Below are 15,706 nucleotides of genomic sequence, written 5' to 3'. Positions count from 1 at the left end.
ATTAATCGATGAGGCGCTATACCTCGACCAAGGATGTCAAATGACTGCCGTCAGTTTTTTTCGCTTACTCTGCCTCGCTGCTATTTGGGGTGGCTCGTTTCTGTTTATGCGAGTCGCCGCCAACACATTCGGGCCGGCTTACTTAATCGAATTTCGAGTTACATTTGCCGCCGTCGCTTTGTTATTGATCGCCGTATATTTGAAGAAGAAACTCACGTTAACTGCGCATACTAAACACTTCTTTATTATTGGCTTATTCAATAGCGCAGTTCCATTTTTACTCTTTGCGTACGCAGCCCAGACACTGAATGCATCAACTTTAGCAATATTGAACTCAACCGCCCCAATATGGGGAGCACTAGTTGGCTTTGTTTGGTACCGCAGCCCACTCACAGCGAAATCTGTTCTCGGTATGCTAATAGGCATTGGAGGCGTTGCAGTCTTGGTCGGCTTAGATACTTCAACCATAGGTGAAGAAGCCATGCTCCCTATTGCCGCCAGTTTGATGGCTTCTTTCAGCTATGGCATTGCTACCAACTACACTAAAAATGCGCCACAAGTACCTGCTTTTGACAATGCTCACGGCAGCATGTGGGCGGCGGTTATTTGGGTACTGCCGCTGCTACCATTCTTACCAATGCGTGCAGAACCAAGTCATTTCGAATGGAGCTCTGTTGTCACGCTCGGCGTTGTATGCACAGGGTTCGCTTATTTGCTCTATTTCCGCTTAGTTTCTGATATCGGCCCAGCGTCAGCACTGACTGTCACTTTTCTTGTTCCTGTTTTTGGTATCTTATGGGGCTACTTGGTGCTAGATGAGCCCGTCGGCTCTAACACCATCATAGGAACAATTCTAGTGCTTAGCGGCACTATGCTAGTCACCGGTTTCTCCCCAACAGCAATGCTCGCGAAGCGAAAACGAAGCGTGGCTTAATCAGCCTAATATAACTTCCACACCTCGCTTTTTGATTTGTTCAAGGTCGCTTTTCGGAGCGGCTTTGTCAGTCAGCAGCACTGATATTTCGTCAGTCTTACCAATTGATGAGGGATAAATTTGCCCAAATTTACTAGAATCCGTTAGAACAATATTGCGCCTTTTTTTCGCAATGATGGTTTCTGCGATCTCAGCGCGCATCATGTCGCGGCTAGTAAAGCCAGTGTCTTGATGGAAGCCGTCAATACCCAAGAAGGCCGTGCTGAAATGAATGTTCTCAATACACAACTTAGTCAGCGGTCCGACCAAGCTCTCGCCTTGGTGCTGATACACGCCACCAAGCAAGATAATGTTGGCAGAAGTGTTACGGATGAGATGGGCGATATACGCCGATGGCGTAATGATGGTCACATCGCCGCGCTCAGCCAAAGTCCGAGCCAACAACGCATTGGCACTGCCTCCTTCAATCAGCACTGTCTCATTCGATGCGACCAAATCCGCAGCTTGGTTTGCGAGCGATTGTTTAATATCGAAACGTACTTCTAGGCGGGCATCAATGTCATCACTTTGCAACGCGGTAGCTGCGCCGTGAACGCGCTTTAGGTAGCCCTGTTGCTCCAGAAAGTTCAAATCCTGTCTGATGGTCACACCCGACACGCCAATGATGTCAGAAAGCTCTGTGACTTGAACGCGTTTACGGTCGTTCACTAATTGCAGGATTTCATTTTGTCTTGGGTTCACAGGTTCGCTCCTTATTGATGAGCTTACAGTATACTCACCTGATGTTTCATATGAAAAGAACTTGAAAGTAAAAAGGAAAAAACGCGTGGTCTGATTAGCCAAGCTGTACCTTGCGAATATCGCTCCCATCAACAGATAATAGGGCAACGAAAATGGGATGGAAGAAGAGGGGTTAACTCCCTACATCCCAACAACGATAGAGACTAGGATAAAAGTAATGGAAGAAATTTACTTCGCAGGCGGCTGCCTTTGGGGCGTGCAAGAATTTATGCGCCACCTTCCGGGCGTAATCAACACAGAAGCCGGGCGAGCAAATGGCACAACGGATAACACTCAATCCGAATACGATGGCTACGCAGAGTGCGTGAAAACCCAGTTCGACCCTGAGCAAGTTTCGGTTGAAACTTTAATGGGGTATTTGTTTGAGATAATCGACCCTTACAGCGTTAACAAGCAAGGTGAAGACGTAGGTGAGAAGTACCGTACTGGTGTTTATAGCCAAAACGAACAGCATCTCACCATCGCGAAAGCGTTTATCGCAGCACGACCGGACGCCGACAAGATCGCCGTAGAAGTACTGCCACTCACAAATTATGTACCAAGTGATGATGAGCACCAAGACAGACTCACAAACTTTCCGAATGATTACTGCCACATCCCATTAGATTTACTACATAAATACAGGGATAACTCGTAACCATTCAGTCAGCATCGCTTTAAAAGGCAAGATGCATATCAGTTAAAATCGATGCCTTCCATTAATGACAATGTCATTTCTGCCGCCGATATTTCCTTACAACCCGACGAGTTTTGTCCGCACCACAACGGTGTGAATTCATCTCGGTTTTGCTTTTCCATAAGCGCTCTTAGTTGAGCCATTTCAATGGAGGCGTATGGGAATTTCGGCGCAAACTCACTGATGTAGCCTAGCTCCGACATTGCGCGATTAACAATGCCTCTCGCTGGTCGGCCCGAGAAAACATTGGTCACAGCGGTATGTTGCGCGCGTTCACTGGCAATGGCATATCGATGTAAAGACGATGTTTTCGCCTCATCACACAACAAATAGGCGCTGCCAACTTGAACGGCACTCGCTCCTAATCTCAACGCGGCTTCCACCCCTCTTCTATCAGCGATTCCGCCTGCAGCAATAACAGGCAAATTCACCCGTTTGGCGATTTGTGGTAATAACGCAATCAAACTTAATTGAGTAGTTAAATCATCCGATAAAAACATACCTCGGTGTCCACCAGCCTCCAAGCCTTGGGCGATAATACCGTCAACGCCTTTTGCTTCTAGCCAAAGTGCTTCGTCCACCGTGGTCGCTGACGAAAGGATCTTCCCTCCCCACCCTCTAATTCGAGCTAACAGATCATCGTCTGGCAAACCAAAGTGGAAACTGATCACTGGCGGTGCAAATGGTTCAATCGCGTCAGCAATATCATGATTGAAAGGCATCCTTGTCGGAGCGTTTGGCTGAGCCTGAACGGTTGCATCAACCTCGGAAAAATACGGTTGCAGCGTTTTTTGCCACTTTTCGTGCTTGTTGCCGTCATACTCCGGCATTTCATGGCAAAAGAAATTGAGGTTAAACGGTCGGTTAGTTGCCTGCTTGATAAGTTGAAGTTCTTTTACGATGGCGTCTTTGTTCAGCATTCCACAAGGTAACGAGCCAAGCCCGCCAACATTACTGACGGCTATGGTCATTTGGCTGTCTTGCACACCGGCCATTGGCGCTTGAATAATCGGTAACTCTGTTCCCAAAAGTGTATTAAATACCTTGTTCATCATGCTCTTTCCTTGAAAACTTAACCTTTACCTGTGATGGATCTGCGCCATCGTTATCCAGACTAGACTTTCACATGATTAACCGCTTATAAAGTTAAAGTGATGCATTTGTGCGCTATGCACTTTTGATAGAAATGACAAAGGGAGCCTATGGCTCCCTTAATATGCTGAATAACAAGAATCAAAGTGACTATCGTACGACATCTGATTCAAGCTCTAGCTCTGCTACAGACAGCATGGCAAACTCTTCCTCGGCGGTTGATGCCACCAGTTTGTTGCGGCTGTATAACCCATAATAAACACCACCGATAAGAAACAATCCCATTGTCATGAAAAAGGCTGAGGGATCAAAAGCATAAACACCTGTCATTGCGATCAAAGAAAGCACCAGAGAAATACTCGAAGTAATTATCCCACCAGGCGTTTTATATGGACGAGTTAATTCCGGCTGTTTAATTCGCAATAAAATATGGCTCAAGGACATTAATGCGTACGATACAGTCGCACCGACAACAGCCATCGCCAAGATTAAGTCCCCCTCACCCGTAAGTGAAACCAAGAACCCAAAAACGCCCGGAACCAAAAGCGCACGAGAAGGCACTTTTTTGTCACTGGTTAATGACAAAGTTTGCGGTAAATAACCCGCGCGGGAAAGCGCAAACACCAAGCGACTGTAACCATAAATGATTGAAAAGAAAGAAGCGATAAGGCCAGCCAATCCAAGTAAGTTCACGGCCATTGCTACCGTTGAATTGCCCGTAAGCTTTAGGGCGTCAACTAATGGCACCGCGCTATCGCCTATGACCTTTGAGCCAACCGCACCAGCCAAAAGGACGACTACGAGAGTTGCGGTTAGCAATAAAAACAGCATCGCACCAATGATGCCTTTGGGAACATCTTTTGCCGGATTTTTTGCCTCCTCTGCCGCTAAAGGCACACCTTCAACCGCAAGAAACAACCACATTGCAAATGGCAACGCAGCCCATACGCCATACCACCCAAACGGCAAGATTTCTGTTGCCTGAGCCGTCGCCGGAGCAATATCGAATAAGTTATTAACATCAAAGTGACCAATAAGCACAGCAGCAGTAATGAGAATAGCTAGCACAGCCAAACCGCTGATGACCATCATCACTTTGAGAGCTTCGCCAACACCTGCCATATGAATAGCGATAAAGACGGCGTAGAAAAGTGCGTAAACAACAGGGCCATCGATACCAACCAATTCATTCACGGCTGAGCCAATAAAAATCACTATCGCAGCAGGCGCGAGCGTATATTCAATCAAAACTGATAAGCCAGTGAAAAAGCCGCCTGTCGGCCCCATCGCCTGTCTTGCGAAGCTGTAACCACCACCCGCAGCAGGAATAGCCGCAGACATTTCAGCTAAAGACAATACTAGCGTGAAATACATTACTGCCATCGCGATAGCAGCAATAAGAAAGCCTCCCCATCCTGCTTGAGCGATGCCAAAGTTCCAACCGGCGAAGTCACCAGATATAACATACGAGACACCTAAGCCAGCAAGTAAAATCCAACCTGCGGTGCCTCTTTTTAGCTGCCTTTTGGCCAAGTACTCCTGATGTTTAGACATAGTAAATCCTTCTACTTTGATGAAATTAAAAAGTTGTCGCTGTGTTTATCTTCAACGCTTGCGCCACTTGGCTCATTGATATCTGAGCGATCTTTCAGATTCACTCCTGACAGTTGTAATTTTCGAGCTTCCTTGAGCAAGTAAAATGCGCGTTCACAGGCATCGTCATAGTTGAGCCCCTGAGGGCGCACATTGGAAATGCAGTTTCTTTGGGAATCTTTAGAGCCTCGTTTAGCCCCCCAAGTGAGATACATCCCCATGCTATCCGGAGAGGTTAGCCCGGGCCTCTCTCCAATTAAAACCAGCACGGCCTTGGCGTTAAAACATTCACCAACATCATCCCCTACCGCTACTCTTCCTTGCTTTACGATTGTGATAGGTGCGAATTTCCATTGATGTTCATCATCAGCGCTTAAAAGAGAAATCAATCGAGTAACCACAGGCACGGCATGGTTTTGAATTGCGACGGAAGAAAGTCCATCAGCAATAACAATCGCAAGATCAATGTCAGTGTTATGCTCATTTGCTATCAAGTTGAGCGTTTGCCAAGAAGATTCATCAAGCAGCCTTCCTAAATCGGGCCTTTGCAGGTACATAAGCCGGTCACTCACTTGACTGCTCACTACCACTGGAGGTTCTAAGGTATTTTCAAGAATCGAGTAAGAGTCCGATAAACCAGCAACGAGAGAGTCAACATTCAAACTGCAATGCACTGCATCCATAGCTTGGGCATGATCCAGCTGAAATGAGAGTAACTCGTTGGTTGGTACACTGTTTCCGCTACGACCCAGAGCGATCCGAGCAGAGGTGAAGTCACGTAACTTGCCCCACGGGTTGTGTGTGACAACTCCAGACTCATCTTGTGGGGACTGAGCAATGGTGATTACTTTACCCATGAGAATACCCCTTATTCAGTTGGTTAATTGCTCCCGAAAACGAGCGAGAGATTTGCTCACTTAACCGAACGTCTTGCACGCTCTCGAAAATCTGCATCTCCATTAACCATTTTTCAAACTCTGGTGCTGGCTTCAAACCGAGTACTTTTCTTGCGTAAAGGGCATCGTGAAATGAGGTAGTTTGATAGTTGAGCATGATGTCATCAGACCCTGGAATACCCATGATGAACGAGCACTCGGCCACACCTAATAGTGTCAGCAAGTTATCCATGTCATTCTGATCGGCATAGGCATGATTGGTGTAACAGATATCGCAACCCATAGGTAAACCAAGCAACTTCCCACAGAAATGATCTTCAAGCCCAGCACGAATGATCTGTTTGCCATCAAACAGATACTCAGGGCCAATAAACCCAACGACAGTATTAACCAACAAAGGATCGAACTGTTTCGCGACAGCATAAGCGCGGGCTTCACAAGTCTGCTGATCGACCCCATGAAATGCATTCGCAGACAGCGCTGTACCTTGTCCGGTTTCAAAATACATCACATTGTTTCCTACGCTACCTCGATTCAAAGACAACGCGGCTTCATGGGCCTCTTTCAAAATCGACAAGTCGATTCCGAAGGTATCATTCGTCCCTTGCGTGCCGCCTATCGACTGAAAAACGAGATCGACTGGTGCACCCATTTCAATGGCTTCGATCGTGTTCGTGACATGAGTTAACACACAAGACTGAGTCGGTATTTGATAGTGTTGAATCACCTCATCCATTAAGTTCATTAACTTAATAGCTTGAGGTACATTATCTGTTGCCGGATTGATACCGATAACCGCATCGCCATTTCCGTACATCAGACCATCAAAAATGGTCGCTGCGATACCGTTGAGAGAATCAGTGGGATGATTCGGCTGTAAGCGAGTAGACAGGCGACTCGGCAAACCAATCGTATTCCGAAAAGCCGTGACAACTTGGCATTTTTTAGCAACGAGAATCAAATCCTGGTTGCGCATAATCTTACTGACTGCGGCCACCATTTCTGGTGTTAAACCTTGACGAATTTTAGCCAACGTTTCACCATCGGCTTCTTCACTCAGCAGCCAATTTCGAAAATCTCCGACCGTCAAGTGCTCAATCGGCTTAAAGGCTTCAAGGTCATGCGTATCGATAATTAGGCGAGTGATATCGTCGCTTTCGTATGGAATAACCGCCTCGTTAAGAAACGTTTTAAGTGGTAACTCAGACAGCGCCATTTGTGCGACTACACGTTCTGCCGCTGACTGAGCACAAACCCCGGCTAACGCATCGCCTGAGCGCTCCGGTGTCGCTTTCGCCATCAAGTCAGCTAATGACTTAAAGGTATAGACTTTACTTCCTTGTTGCCGACGATAAGTTGCCGTCATTGCTCTTCCTCTTCACTATTTGGTTCGCTTTTTGCTGAACTATCAATAAGCTTTAAGAAAGTATTGCCAAATGTGTTCCGTAGCGTTATCAAAAACTGGCAACATTTATAAACCAATAATAAACAATGAGTTATGTAAATACTGCTCCAACATGACTCACAAAAAAGGAATGAGCATCACAAGGATGAGTAACCAAATGCCCCAAACTGCACCAATGCTGTGCATCCATCACACTAAGGATGCAAACCAACAAGCTGCGAGTCTGATAAACTGGCAACAGGAATATGACCAACTCAGCGATGGTCGATTTTTAGGTCAAATTCGAGAACGACGATTTCCCAATTTCCATGTGTTTCGTGAAGACAGTAACCGCTCGCTAAGACAGCAATGCAGGGTTGAAGAGGGAGGTATTTGGTTGGGTTTGAGTGCGGAAAATAAGCCGCTACACCTAAATCACAGTCAGTTTAATTCAAGCCAGCTTTTGCTTAGGCAAGGTGGCGCTGATTTTGAGTTAATGACACCGGAGCAGTTTTCTATCTATGGAATAGTGCTCGACAAAAACTTCGTTCACATCATAGAAAATCAACTTGAGCTTGGGAGTATCCAGAACAACATATTTCACTTAACGGGTTTGACGGAAAAACACATTCAACAACTTAAATACTACTTAGGCACGTTACTTGGTTCCGCCGAGCCAAGATGGTCTGAAACCACACATCAAGCAATCTTAAAAGATATTGTGCTGGAGTTGTTCTCACTCAGTTCACTGCACACGAGCCATCCGATATCAATCTCTCATCGTCAACACGTGATGCAGCGTATAAAACAACAGCTACAGGATCTAGACTACCATACACCAATAACCGTCAGTGAACTGTGTGACGCAGTACACGTCAGTCGTCGCACACTACAGTACACCTTTGAACATTGCTGTAATACTTCCCCAAAGCAGTTCATACATCGAATGCGCCTAAATCAAGTACGTAGAGTGCTACAAAGCCCTGAAGATAATCGAACAATTGCAGAAATCGCTTTTGACTTTGGTTTTTTCCATCTCGGGCAGTTCAGTCAAAGCTACAAGCGGCTATTTGGTGAGACGCCAACTGAAACGAGAAAATGGGAGTCCAGCAAATAAAATGACAGGCAGTATATTCTTTCACATCCTGCGTTGGGGCCATGTTATGCAGTCGCAATGATTTGCTGAAACTTAGCATGAAGCTCTTCAAGTGCCGCTTCAACATCCGGTTCTGCACGGCTCAAGTGCGAGATTAACGTCATAAAATAGCAGTCAAAAATCAGCGGTATTTTTCCCTCAAGGACGGAGCTTCCGTTTACAGATTGAAACAAAGCTTGGTTAAACGACTGATAATAATCCAAATCCCAAATCACTTCTTTCAACAAAGCTCGGCTCAGCTCAACGTTCGAAAAATAGTAGCGATAGTATTTATCCGTCAGCGCCAAACCAATGTCGATATCGGTTTTACCTTCCACACTGATTAGCGTTTCTTGGCTGATCTGTTGCAGTTGCGCCAGCATCCCTTCGCGCAAAATCGACAGTTTAGTCGGGAAATGGCTAAACACTGTGCCATCGGCTACTCCTGCTTCTCTCGCTATCTGCCTTGTGGTCGTCATGTCATAGCCATTTTGAGCAAAAGATGCCCATGCGGCTTTTAGAATTTTATCTCTGGTTTGTTGTCGCTTCGTCATTGATGTGTCTGCTTAATGAGCCTGAAAGGATCATACCTTGCGTGGTTGAGATTGACAAATTGAGCGCGCTCATTTATAAAATTGAGCATGCTCATTTTATATAAAAACAAAAGGAATCGCTCATGTACGTATTAAACAAACTAGGCCAAGGATTGATTTTCTTCCCGACCATCTTCTGCTTTTCGTATATTTTAAGACCGATATTAATGGTCATCCTTATTCCAGGAGGACTCGCACTTTTGGCGTTAATCGGTGGCGCAGAAGTCAGAGCGGAACTCAAAGCCATGCTGCTTGAGGAGTTTTTTGGCGTTAGCCCATCGCACACCACCTCGAAAAAGGCGTGAGTGCGCTACAAACGTTGGCAAGGCTAAGTAAAAAAGAAAACGCGCAGATATCGAGATCTCAATACCTGCGCGTAGATGTGGTGAAAATAAGACTGGCGTTAGTCAGTATTCATGTTCTGACCAATTCGCCATAAAACGCCGCTAGGGTCAAACAAACAACATTCGCGCATGCCCCAAGGTTGCTCGACCAGCTCAGTCAAACGCGAACCAAATTCTTCATGACCCACTTTGGATAAGTGCTGATGCCAGCTTTTTGCGTCTTCTACGAGCAAGTGCATCATGAAGTTATTGCCGTGTTCTGGCTCATAAAAATTCTGTAAAAGAAACGCGCAGCTACCTTGAGAGAAGTATGCTACATCACCGAAGTCCGACGCCATTTCAAAGCCAATCGCCTCATAAAAGCGTTTTGATAGCGCGTAATCTTTCGCCGGAACAAATGATTTGATTTCAACAATATTGAGGTTTTCCATTTCCAATTTCCTAAGCCTTTTTCCATAAAACTGACTGACGTAATCTCGCTCTATGCCTTCTATTCGCCTTGCGTAATCTGCTGTGATGACAGTGGCACACACTCTGCCATTTGCGTTTGTAACCACGTGATAAATTTATGTTCGAGTTCTGTACGCTTTTTATCTTGACTCAATAAAACGTAATTGCAACTTGATGGAGAAAACCCAAATGGTGCGACCAAATTACCACGCTTAATATCGTCCATGACAAAAGGATACGATCCCATTGCGACGCCTAAGCCATCCACTGCGGCTTGTATGCAAAAATAAAAATGCGCGAATGATTGCTGAGTGTTGCCGTTGAAAGTTTCACAACGTGTTGATTGCTGCCAATCCGCCCAAGCATTCGGTCTGGTTTGGCTATTCAACAATCGAGCTGCTTTCAAATTGTCTTTAATGGATTGCCAATACTCAGGAGAAAATACCGGCCCCACCCACTCTTCCACAAGAATGGTTTTGTCGTAATCGTGATGCTGCGCAAAATCGTCTCGACGAATCGCCATCGAAAGCCCAGTTGATCCTAATGTTACCGGGCCACCAGCCGTCGACAAACGAACATCAGCACGGTGTTCATCATTAAACGCGGCCAACCTTGGCATCAACCAGCGCATGGTTAATGTCGGTTCACAAGACACTTCAAGATGCTGATGCTTCTCTTGAATAAGCGTATTCACGCCTGTTTCTAGCGTTTGGAATGCCGTTTCTGTGTATGTCTTGAGTAATTCGCCTTCCGCCGTCAACACGACTTTCCTGCCCTCTTTGAAGAACAAAGGTTGAGACAGATATTGCTCAAGTTGCTTGATCTGCTTACTCACGGCTCCGTGAGTAATGTTCAGTTTGTCAGCCGCTTCAGTGTAGCTTGAAGAACTCGCCGCAACGTGGAAGACATAAAAAGATTTCAGGTTACGCATCTGTGAGTTTTTCTCACCAATATGGGAATATTTTTCGATTATAGTCAGTAATAAAGACGCCTACAATTCCGCTACATCCCAGACTTCATCATTCAAACAGGAAATCGATATGGAATTTGTAACTCTTGCGTTATTAGGTGTGCTTATTGTTATTAGCCCTGGCGCAGACTTTGTTTTGGTATTAAGAAATAGCTTAAATCAAGGACGAAAAGCAGGCGTATACAGTGCGATTGGTATCAGCATGGCGATAAGCATCCACATCGCTTACTCCATGCTGGGGATCAGTTACTTAATTTCACAAAATGAATGGTTGTTTAATCTCGTGCGCTATCTTGGGGCCGCTTATCTTGTCTACCTTGGGATTAAAGGAATATTCTCCTCGCAACCTGCATCAAACTCAGAAACCGTTCAACAGAGCGAGTATTCAATGTGGCGATTTTTCATGCAGGGGTTTCTGTGTAATTTACTCAATCCCAAGACGATGCTGTTTTTTCTGAGTATTTTTAGCCAAGTGATTTCTCCCGACTCTAGTCAGCAACACATCGCCTTGTTCTACGGGATTTATATGATTGCGCTGCATGGTATTTGGTTTTCTATCGTTGCTGTTTTATTCATGTCACCCCAGCTACAAGCTTTCTTGTTGAAGATTAAGCATCGACTCAATCAAGCATGTGGGGCGGGATTAATCATTTTCGGCGCGATGCTGGGCTTAAAAGTGTAGTACGCTTGCGGTCCGATTACCCCAGTTCAAATTGATCATTGAACAAGTGGCTGTAATCAAATAAAAATCTACATTATCAATACTTTAAATTAGAAAAAAACAGCCAACGTGCGCTGGCTGTTTCGATACAGTTAATGGATGACCCGAGCGTCCCCTTTAAATAACTGAGACAGATCGATAGTGAATATCGTCACTGTCGGACGTTTAGGCAGAGCATTTTCGATCGAAAACTCTGGCCCAGCTGGAACGAGGGGGAAGTGAATAGCAGTCGGCCACGTTGACGAAGCTTCATTACCGCCCGGCTCAGATATTGAGAAAGAAAACGCAGGTAAACGGGTCATAACACTTACCTCAAATGACTGATTAGCGGGCTCAAGCGAGCCCGCTTAGGTTTTGCAATGTTATTGTTATTTTAACGCTTACTTAATCACTAACGGTTGATGACGTTAGATATCAAGTTCTTTGTCTTCAACGTGGTTGGTGATCATCGCTTCAGTGGTGATCATCAAGCCAGCAACAGACGCAGCGAATTGAAGCGCTGAGCGTGTTACTTTCGCAGGGTCCAAGATGCCCATTTCGATCATGTTGCCGTATTCACCTGTTGCAGCGTTGTAACCGTAATCGGAATCACCAGCTTTGACAGCGTTCGCCACAACAGAAGCTTCGTCACCTGCGTTAGTTGCGATTTGACGAAGAGGCTCTTCCATTGCACGTAGCGCAACTCGGATACCCACGTTTTGGTCATCATTGTCGCCTTTTAGATCCGCCAATTCTTTCGCGATCTTAGTTAGGGCAACACCACCACCAGCAACAATACCTTCTTCAACCGCTGCGCGGGTAGCGTGTAGCGCATCGTCCACGCGGTCTTTCTTCTCTTTCATCTCAACTTCGGTTGCAGCGCCGATCTTGATCACCGCTACGCCGCCAGAAAGCTTCGCAACACGTTGTTGAAGCTTGTCTTTATCGTATTGAGAGGTGGTTGTTTCGATTTGTTTTTCAATCGAAGCCACACGATCAGCAATCGCGCTTGCTTCTGCTGCACCACCCACAATGGTTGTTGTGTCTTTGGTGATGGTCACTTTCTTCGCACTACCTAGTTGCTCTAACGTTGCTTTTTCGAGCTCTAGGCCGATTTCTTCAGAGATGACCGTACCAGCAGTTAGTACCGCAATGTCTTCCATCATCGCTTTACGGTTGTCACCAAAGCCAGGCGCTTTCACCGCGGTCGCACGCACGATGCCGCGCATGTTGTTCACAACCAATGTCGCTAACGCTTCACCTTCGATGTCTTCAGCAATGATCAATAGCGAGCGAGAAGATTTCGCTACTTCTTCTAGTACAGGCAATAGCTCGCGGATGCTGCTGACTTTTTTGTCCGCCAATAGGATGTATGGGTTGTCTAGCTCGACGCTGCCATTTTCTTGGTTAGTGATGAAGTATGGCGACAAGTAACCGCGGTCGAATTGCATACCTTCAACCACAGACAATTCGTTGTTTAGACCTTGGCCTTCTTCAACCGTAATCACGCCATTGCGACCCACTTTTTCCATCGCTTCTGCAATGATTTCACCGATCGCGCGATCGCTGTTTGCAGAAATGCTACCCACTTGGGTAATGGATTCTTTGTCGCTGCATGGCTTAGACATTTCACGTAGTTTCTCAACCGCCGCTTCAGTGGCTTTGTCGATACCACGTTTTAGGTCCATTGGGTTCATGCCAGAGGCTACCGCTTTAAGACCTTCATTGATGAAAGATTGCGCCAGTACGGTAGCCGTCGTTGTACCGTCCCCCGCTTCATCATTCGCTTTGGACGCCACTTGTTTCACCATTTGTGCGCCCATGTTTTCGAACTTATCTTTCAGTTCGATTTCTTTCGCTACAGACACGCCATCTTTGGTGATGGTTGGCGCGCCGTAAGATTTATCAAGCACAACGTTGCGGCCTTTCGGGCCTAGTGTCACTTTTACTGCGTCCGCCAGTAAGTTCACACCTTTCAGCATTTTTTGACGTGCGTCATTAGCAAATAATACGTCTTTTGCAGCCATGGTTATCTCCTCAAAAAACTACTACAAAAATAATTACTCAACGATTGCTAACACATCAGATTCGGACAGAATTAAGTATTCTGCGCCGTCAATTTTCTCGGTTTTCACGCCGTAACCGTCATTGAAAATGATTTGGTCGCCCACTTTGACTTCCATCGCAGCGCGTTCGCCATTTTCAAGACGTTTACCTAAACCAACAGCAATGACTTTCCCGCGGTTTGATTTTTTCACCGACTGAGAAGTTAAAACGATTCCCCCTTCAGATTTATTTTCCACCTCTTGTCTTTCAACAATTAGCTTGTCATTTAAAGGACGAATTTTCATTTTTAAGTGCCTCCTACTTGGAACCAAAAATAAAAGACAAAATAAACATCAAGATGGATTTGCGAGTCGACAGCTCGCTTTCGATGAAAATAATAAGGTCGAAAAATTAGAGTTCAAGAGGTGAATTTGATAAAAATTTTTTATTAAATTAAATAAAATTTTCTATCGAATTATCGCATTCACAACTACTTAGCATCTCTTTATGATGGAAAATATGCTCAATCAAATCTAGAGTGGTTACGTACTCTTAAAAAGGATAATCAAACAATGAAAAAGGCCGTATCTCTATTTCTTGCAACGTTGTGCGTTGGCTTCCTCTCACCCAACGTGTCGGCTTCTGAACGCGCTGAACAAGGGTGGCAATTGATTGACAAGGGCGCGATGATTGTCGATGTGCGTACGCCGCAAGAGTTTTCTGAAGGGCATTTGGATAATGCCGTCAACTTCCCTTTATCTGAACTTGATAAACATTTTCAAGACGTCGATAAAGATCAAGCTATCGTGTTGTACTGCCGCAGTGGTAACCGCTCAGACAAAGCGTATCAATACTTACAATCGCAAGGCTTTACGAATCTGCACAATGCAGGTGGCTTAGAAGAACTACAAGACGCCAGATAGTCGTCTCCGTTCTAATATACAAAGTAAAAGCATAGAGCGTGTCGCAAGCGTATTGTAACGCGCTCTGTTTCTAAATACTTATCTACAACAACTCTACTATCTGGGCCCTGCATCAAATTGAGTCAGGTTATCCGATATCTCGAGCCACGGCGCTTTCGACGCGACAAAAATATGGAAATCAGGCTTGTGAGAAGGTGTGTCATCCAAGATACCAAGGCGAATATTGACGATCCCGTTGTTCTTTTTCGAATACAGACTTGATCCGCAGTGGCGACAAAAGCATAGCATGGTATTTTCGCTTTTCTGATAAGTTTGAATATCTTCTTTCCCTTGGATAATAAGCAGTTTATCCAACGCAATACCACCGGCAGATGAATAGTCAGAACCTGTGAACTTGCGGCATTCAGAGCAATGGCAATTTCCCATGTACTTGAATTCATCTGCCACTTCCAACTTTACCTTGCCGCACAGACATGAGCCTTTCAGTACTTCCATTTGAATTCCTTTTTGTTATGAATCTAATTGAATTAGATGGCTATCTCGACACCATGCCACTGCAATACGAAAAATTAAAGACAGGCAATACAGGTTTTCAAAAATGAAACGAAAATGTAAAACATTCCATTCAGAGGGAAGTGCGCTCGACACGTGAAAAATCGAGCTATTTTAGATACAAAAACACCAAGCAATAACGCTTGGTGTTTACCTCACAGAATGTCGCCTCAGAAAAGGCGCTTTCCGCTGTGCTTAAAAAATGCAGTGTTTAGTAAAGCTGGTCGCTTCGTTTGCAGTCCAGTCACCTTTCGGCTTATCTTTCAGGTTTTCACACCATTGCTCGCTGCCGACACCATCTTGCAGAACACAATGCTTTGCAAAGTCTACCGCGTTGTCTGCTGTCCATTCTGTTTTTGGCTTATCGCGCATGTCGTTACACCAGCCTTCAGTGCCCACTTCATCACTACAAGCGGTCAAAGCAGAAGCCGCCAACATCAGCATGACTAGTTTTTTCATAAATTTAAGGTTCCAGTTGCAAACAATAGTAAAATTAAACTCAATCTCTTCAACACATGCCCATTCAAGTGTCTGAATAAAGGCGTCACTAGCTGAAGTGACTTTTGTATCAACTATAACGAAATTATCAGTCTACGTGTTAAGACACCGAAAAATTA

Annotated in this window: 19 protein-coding genes; 6 read left to right on the top strand and 13 right to left on the bottom strand. The window is 45.2% G+C overall.

What is annotated here, in order from left to right; translation table 11 throughout:
- Positions 1 to 40: 40 nt before the first annotated feature.
- Positions 41 to 934 carry a DMT family transporter gene (locus R8N46_RS04720; protein WP_005373960.1) on the top strand — a complete coding sequence of 298 codons (894 nt, stop codon included), beginning with the start codon at positions 41 to 43 and terminating at the stop codon, positions 932 to 934.
- Here R8N46_RS04720 and R8N46_RS04715 read toward each other — a convergent pair whose 3' ends face one another.
- Positions 935 to 1,675: a DNA-binding transcriptional regulator YciT gene (locus tag R8N46_RS04715; RefSeq protein WP_054865466.1), complete on the bottom strand. Its 741-nt coding sequence runs from the start codon at positions 1,673 to 1,675 to the stop codon at positions 935 to 937.
- Positions 1,676 to 1,892: 217 nt separating this feature from the next.
- Between R8N46_RS04715 and R8N46_RS04710 the strand changes: the two genes are divergently transcribed.
- Positions 1,893 to 2,372: a peptide-methionine (S)-S-oxide reductase gene (locus R8N46_RS04710; protein WP_054701515.1), complete on the top strand. Its 480-nt coding sequence runs from the start codon at positions 1,893 to 1,895 to the stop codon at positions 2,370 to 2,372.
- 38 nt (positions 2,373 to 2,410) lie between these two features.
- Here R8N46_RS04710 and R8N46_RS04705 read toward each other — a convergent pair whose 3' ends face one another.
- The 4 genes from R8N46_RS04705 to R8N46_RS04690 all read right to left on the bottom strand — a co-directional run bounded on the left by R8N46_RS04705 (position 2,411) and on the right by R8N46_RS04690 (position 7,358).
- Complete coding sequence (locus R8N46_RS04705; protein ID WP_213972253.1) at positions 2,411 to 3,466, bottom strand: NAD(P)H-dependent flavin oxidoreductase; 1,056 nt, start codon at positions 3,464 to 3,466, stop codon at positions 2,411 to 2,413.
- Positions 3,467 to 3,653: 187 nt separating this feature from the next.
- A complete protein-coding gene (gene eat, locus R8N46_RS04700) occupies positions 3,654 to 5,057 on the bottom strand; it encodes an ethanolamine permease (RefSeq protein WP_170890216.1) in 1,404 nt (467 codons plus the stop codon).
- A gap of 11 nt (positions 5,058 to 5,068) precedes the next feature.
- Positions 5,069 to 5,953: an ethanolamine ammonia-lyase subunit EutC gene (gene eutC / locus R8N46_RS04695; protein ID WP_213972254.1), complete on the bottom strand. Its 885-nt coding sequence runs from the start codon at positions 5,951 to 5,953 to the stop codon at positions 5,069 to 5,071.
- The gene (locus R8N46_RS04690) at positions 5,946 to 7,358 is read right to left on the bottom strand and encodes an ethanolamine ammonia-lyase subunit EutB (protein ID WP_025768012.1); all 1,413 of its coding nucleotides are present in this window, start codon (positions 7,356 to 7,358) and stop codon (positions 5,946 to 5,948) included. Before R8N46_RS04690 ends, eutC begins: the two co-directional genes overlap by 8 nt.
- A gap of 184 nt (positions 7,359 to 7,542) precedes the next feature.
- Between R8N46_RS04690 and R8N46_RS04685 the strand changes: the two genes are divergently transcribed.
- Positions 7,543 to 8,493 carry a helix-turn-helix domain-containing protein gene (locus R8N46_RS04685; protein WP_213891548.1) on the top strand — a complete coding sequence of 317 codons (951 nt, stop codon included), beginning with the start codon at positions 7,543 to 7,545 and terminating at the stop codon, positions 8,491 to 8,493.
- Positions 8,494 to 8,537: 44 nt separating this feature from the next.
- Here R8N46_RS04685 and R8N46_RS04680 read toward each other — a convergent pair whose 3' ends face one another.
- Entirely contained in the window at positions 8,538 to 9,065 is a 528-nt protein-coding gene (locus tag R8N46_RS04680) for a TetR/AcrR family transcriptional regulator (protein ID WP_213891550.1), read from the bottom strand.
- A 122-nt stretch (positions 9,066 to 9,187) separates the two neighbouring features.
- Between R8N46_RS04680 and R8N46_RS04675 the strand changes: the two genes are divergently transcribed.
- A complete protein-coding gene (locus R8N46_RS04675) occupies positions 9,188 to 9,409 on the top strand; it encodes a hypothetical protein (protein WP_017635120.1) in 222 nt (73 codons plus the stop codon).
- A 98-nt stretch (positions 9,410 to 9,507) separates the two neighbouring features.
- Here the strand turns inward: R8N46_RS04675 and R8N46_RS04670 are convergent, their stop codons facing one another.
- Positions 9,508 to 9,879, bottom strand: a complete 372-nt coding sequence (locus R8N46_RS04670; RefSeq protein WP_206970420.1) for a VOC family protein — start codon at positions 9,877 to 9,879, stop codon at positions 9,508 to 9,510.
- A gap of 59 nt (positions 9,880 to 9,938) precedes the next feature.
- Positions 9,939 to 10,829, bottom strand: coding sequence for a LysR family transcriptional regulator (locus tag R8N46_RS04665; RefSeq protein ID WP_213972255.1), 891 nt, complete (start codon positions 10,827 to 10,829; stop codon positions 9,939 to 9,941).
- Between the two features lie 109 nt (positions 10,830 to 10,938).
- Here R8N46_RS04665 and R8N46_RS04660 point away from each other — a divergent pair, with 109 nt between their 5' ends.
- A complete protein-coding gene (locus R8N46_RS04660; RefSeq protein WP_213972256.1) occupies positions 10,939 to 11,550 on the top strand; it encodes a LysE family translocator in 612 nt (203 codons plus the stop codon).
- A gap of 131 nt (positions 11,551 to 11,681) precedes the next feature.
- On the opposite strand, the gene R8N46_RS04655 is transcribed toward R8N46_RS04660, so the two are convergent.
- From R8N46_RS04655 to R8N46_RS04645, 3 genes are all read right to left on the bottom strand, one after another.
- Positions 11,682 to 11,891 (bottom strand): hypothetical protein, encoded by a 210-nt coding sequence (locus R8N46_RS04655; protein WP_005373984.1) that lies wholly within the window; start codon positions 11,889 to 11,891, stop codon positions 11,682 to 11,684.
- Positions 11,892 to 11,996: 105 nt separating this feature from the next.
- Positions 11,997 to 13,595, bottom strand: coding sequence for a chaperonin GroEL (groL, locus tag R8N46_RS04650; protein ID WP_213972257.1), 1,599 nt, complete (start codon positions 13,593 to 13,595; stop codon positions 11,997 to 11,999).
- Between the two features lie 33 nt (positions 13,596 to 13,628).
- Positions 13,629 to 13,919 carry a co-chaperone GroES gene (locus R8N46_RS04645; protein ID WP_005373989.1) on the bottom strand — a complete coding sequence of 97 codons (291 nt, stop codon included), beginning with the start codon at positions 13,917 to 13,919 and terminating at the stop codon, positions 13,629 to 13,631.
- Positions 13,920 to 14,186: 267 nt separating this feature from the next.
- On the opposite strand from R8N46_RS04645, the gene R8N46_RS04640 reads away from it, so the two are divergent.
- Positions 14,187 to 14,537 carry a rhodanese-like domain-containing protein gene (locus R8N46_RS04640; protein WP_182039443.1) on the top strand — a complete coding sequence of 117 codons (351 nt, stop codon included), beginning with the start codon at positions 14,187 to 14,189 and terminating at the stop codon, positions 14,535 to 14,537.
- A 96-nt stretch (positions 14,538 to 14,633) separates the two neighbouring features.
- On the opposite strand, the gene R8N46_RS04635 is transcribed toward R8N46_RS04640, so the two are convergent.
- Both R8N46_RS04635 and R8N46_RS04630 read right to left on the bottom strand, forming a co-directional pair.
- A complete protein-coding gene (locus tag R8N46_RS04635; RefSeq protein WP_213967463.1) occupies positions 14,634 to 15,032 on the bottom strand; it encodes a GFA family protein in 399 nt (132 codons plus the stop codon).
- A gap of 252 nt (positions 15,033 to 15,284) precedes the next feature.
- Positions 15,285 to 15,548, bottom strand: coding sequence for a DUF3012 domain-containing protein (locus R8N46_RS04630; RefSeq protein ID WP_005373992.1), 264 nt, complete (start codon positions 15,546 to 15,548; stop codon positions 15,285 to 15,287).
- Positions 15,549 to 15,706: the final 158 nt, after the last annotated feature.

It is taken from the genome of Vibrio sp. 1874 (assembly GCF_033344395.1).
GTDB classification, from domain to species: Bacteria; Pseudomonadota; Gammaproteobacteria; order Enterobacterales; family Vibrionaceae; genus Vibrio; species Vibrio alginolyticus.
This window is presented reverse-complemented; position numbering and strand designations above follow the sequence as displayed.

Bases quoted from the DNA above. Each gene is read 5' to 3' on its own strand.
- R8N46_RS04675 (WP_017635120.1), top strand. From the start codon at position 9,188: ATGTACGTATTAAACAAACTAGGCCAAGGATTGATTTTCTTCCCGACC.
- R8N46_RS04685 (WP_213891548.1), top strand. From the start codon at position 7,543: ATGAGTAACCAAATGCCCCAAACTGCACCAATGCTGTGCATCCATCAC.
- groL (WP_213972257.1), bottom strand. From the start codon at position 13,595: ATGGCTGCAAAAGACGTATTATTTGCTAATGACGCACGTCAAAAAATG.
- R8N46_RS04710 (WP_054701515.1), top strand. From the start codon at position 1,893: ATGGAAGAAATTTACTTCGCAGGCGGCTGCCTTTGGGGCGTGCAAGAA.
- eat (WP_170890216.1), bottom strand. From the start codon at position 5,057: ATGTCTAAACATCAGGAGTACTTGGCCAAAAGGCAGCTAAAAAGAGGC.
- R8N46_RS04635 (WP_213967463.1), bottom strand. From the start codon at position 15,032: ATGGAAGTACTGAAAGGCTCATGTCTGTGCGGCAAGGTAAAGTTGGAA.
- R8N46_RS04680 (WP_213891550.1), bottom strand. From the start codon at position 9,065: ATGACGAAGCGACAACAAACCAGAGATAAAATTCTAAAAGCCGCATGG.
- R8N46_RS04665 (WP_213972255.1), bottom strand. From the start codon at position 10,829: ATGCGTAACCTGAAATCTTTTTATGTCTTCCACGTTGCGGCGAGTTCT.
- R8N46_RS04670 (WP_206970420.1), bottom strand. From the start codon at position 9,879: ATGGAAAACCTCAATATTGTTGAAATCAAATCATTTGTTCCGGCGAAA.
- R8N46_RS04630 (WP_005373992.1), bottom strand. From the start codon at position 15,548: ATGAAAAAACTAGTCATGCTGATGTTGGCGGCTTCTGCTTTGACCGCT.
- R8N46_RS04690 (WP_025768012.1), bottom strand. From the start codon at position 7,358: ATGACGGCAACTTATCGTCGGCAACAAGGAAGTAAAGTCTATACCTTT.
- R8N46_RS04640 (WP_182039443.1), top strand. From the start codon at position 14,187: ATGAAAAAGGCCGTATCTCTATTTCTTGCAACGTTGTGCGTTGGCTTC.
- R8N46_RS04645 (WP_005373989.1), bottom strand. From the start codon at position 13,919: ATGAAAATTCGTCCTTTAAATGACAAGCTAATTGTTGAAAGACAAGAG.
- R8N46_RS04705 (WP_213972253.1), bottom strand. From the start codon at position 3,466: ATGATGAACAAGGTATTTAATACACTTTTGGGAACAGAGTTACCGATT.
- R8N46_RS04660 (WP_213972256.1), top strand. From the start codon at position 10,939: ATGGAATTTGTAACTCTTGCGTTATTAGGTGTGCTTATTGTTATTAGC.
- R8N46_RS04720 (WP_005373960.1), top strand. From the start codon at position 41: ATGACTGCCGTCAGTTTTTTTCGCTTACTCTGCCTCGCTGCTATTTGG.
- R8N46_RS04655 (WP_005373984.1), bottom strand. From the start codon at position 11,891: ATGACCCGTTTACCTGCGTTTTCTTTCTCAATATCTGAGCCGGGCGGT.
- eutC (WP_213972254.1), bottom strand. From the start codon at position 5,953: ATGGGTAAAGTAATCACCATTGCTCAGTCCCCACAAGATGAGTCTGGA.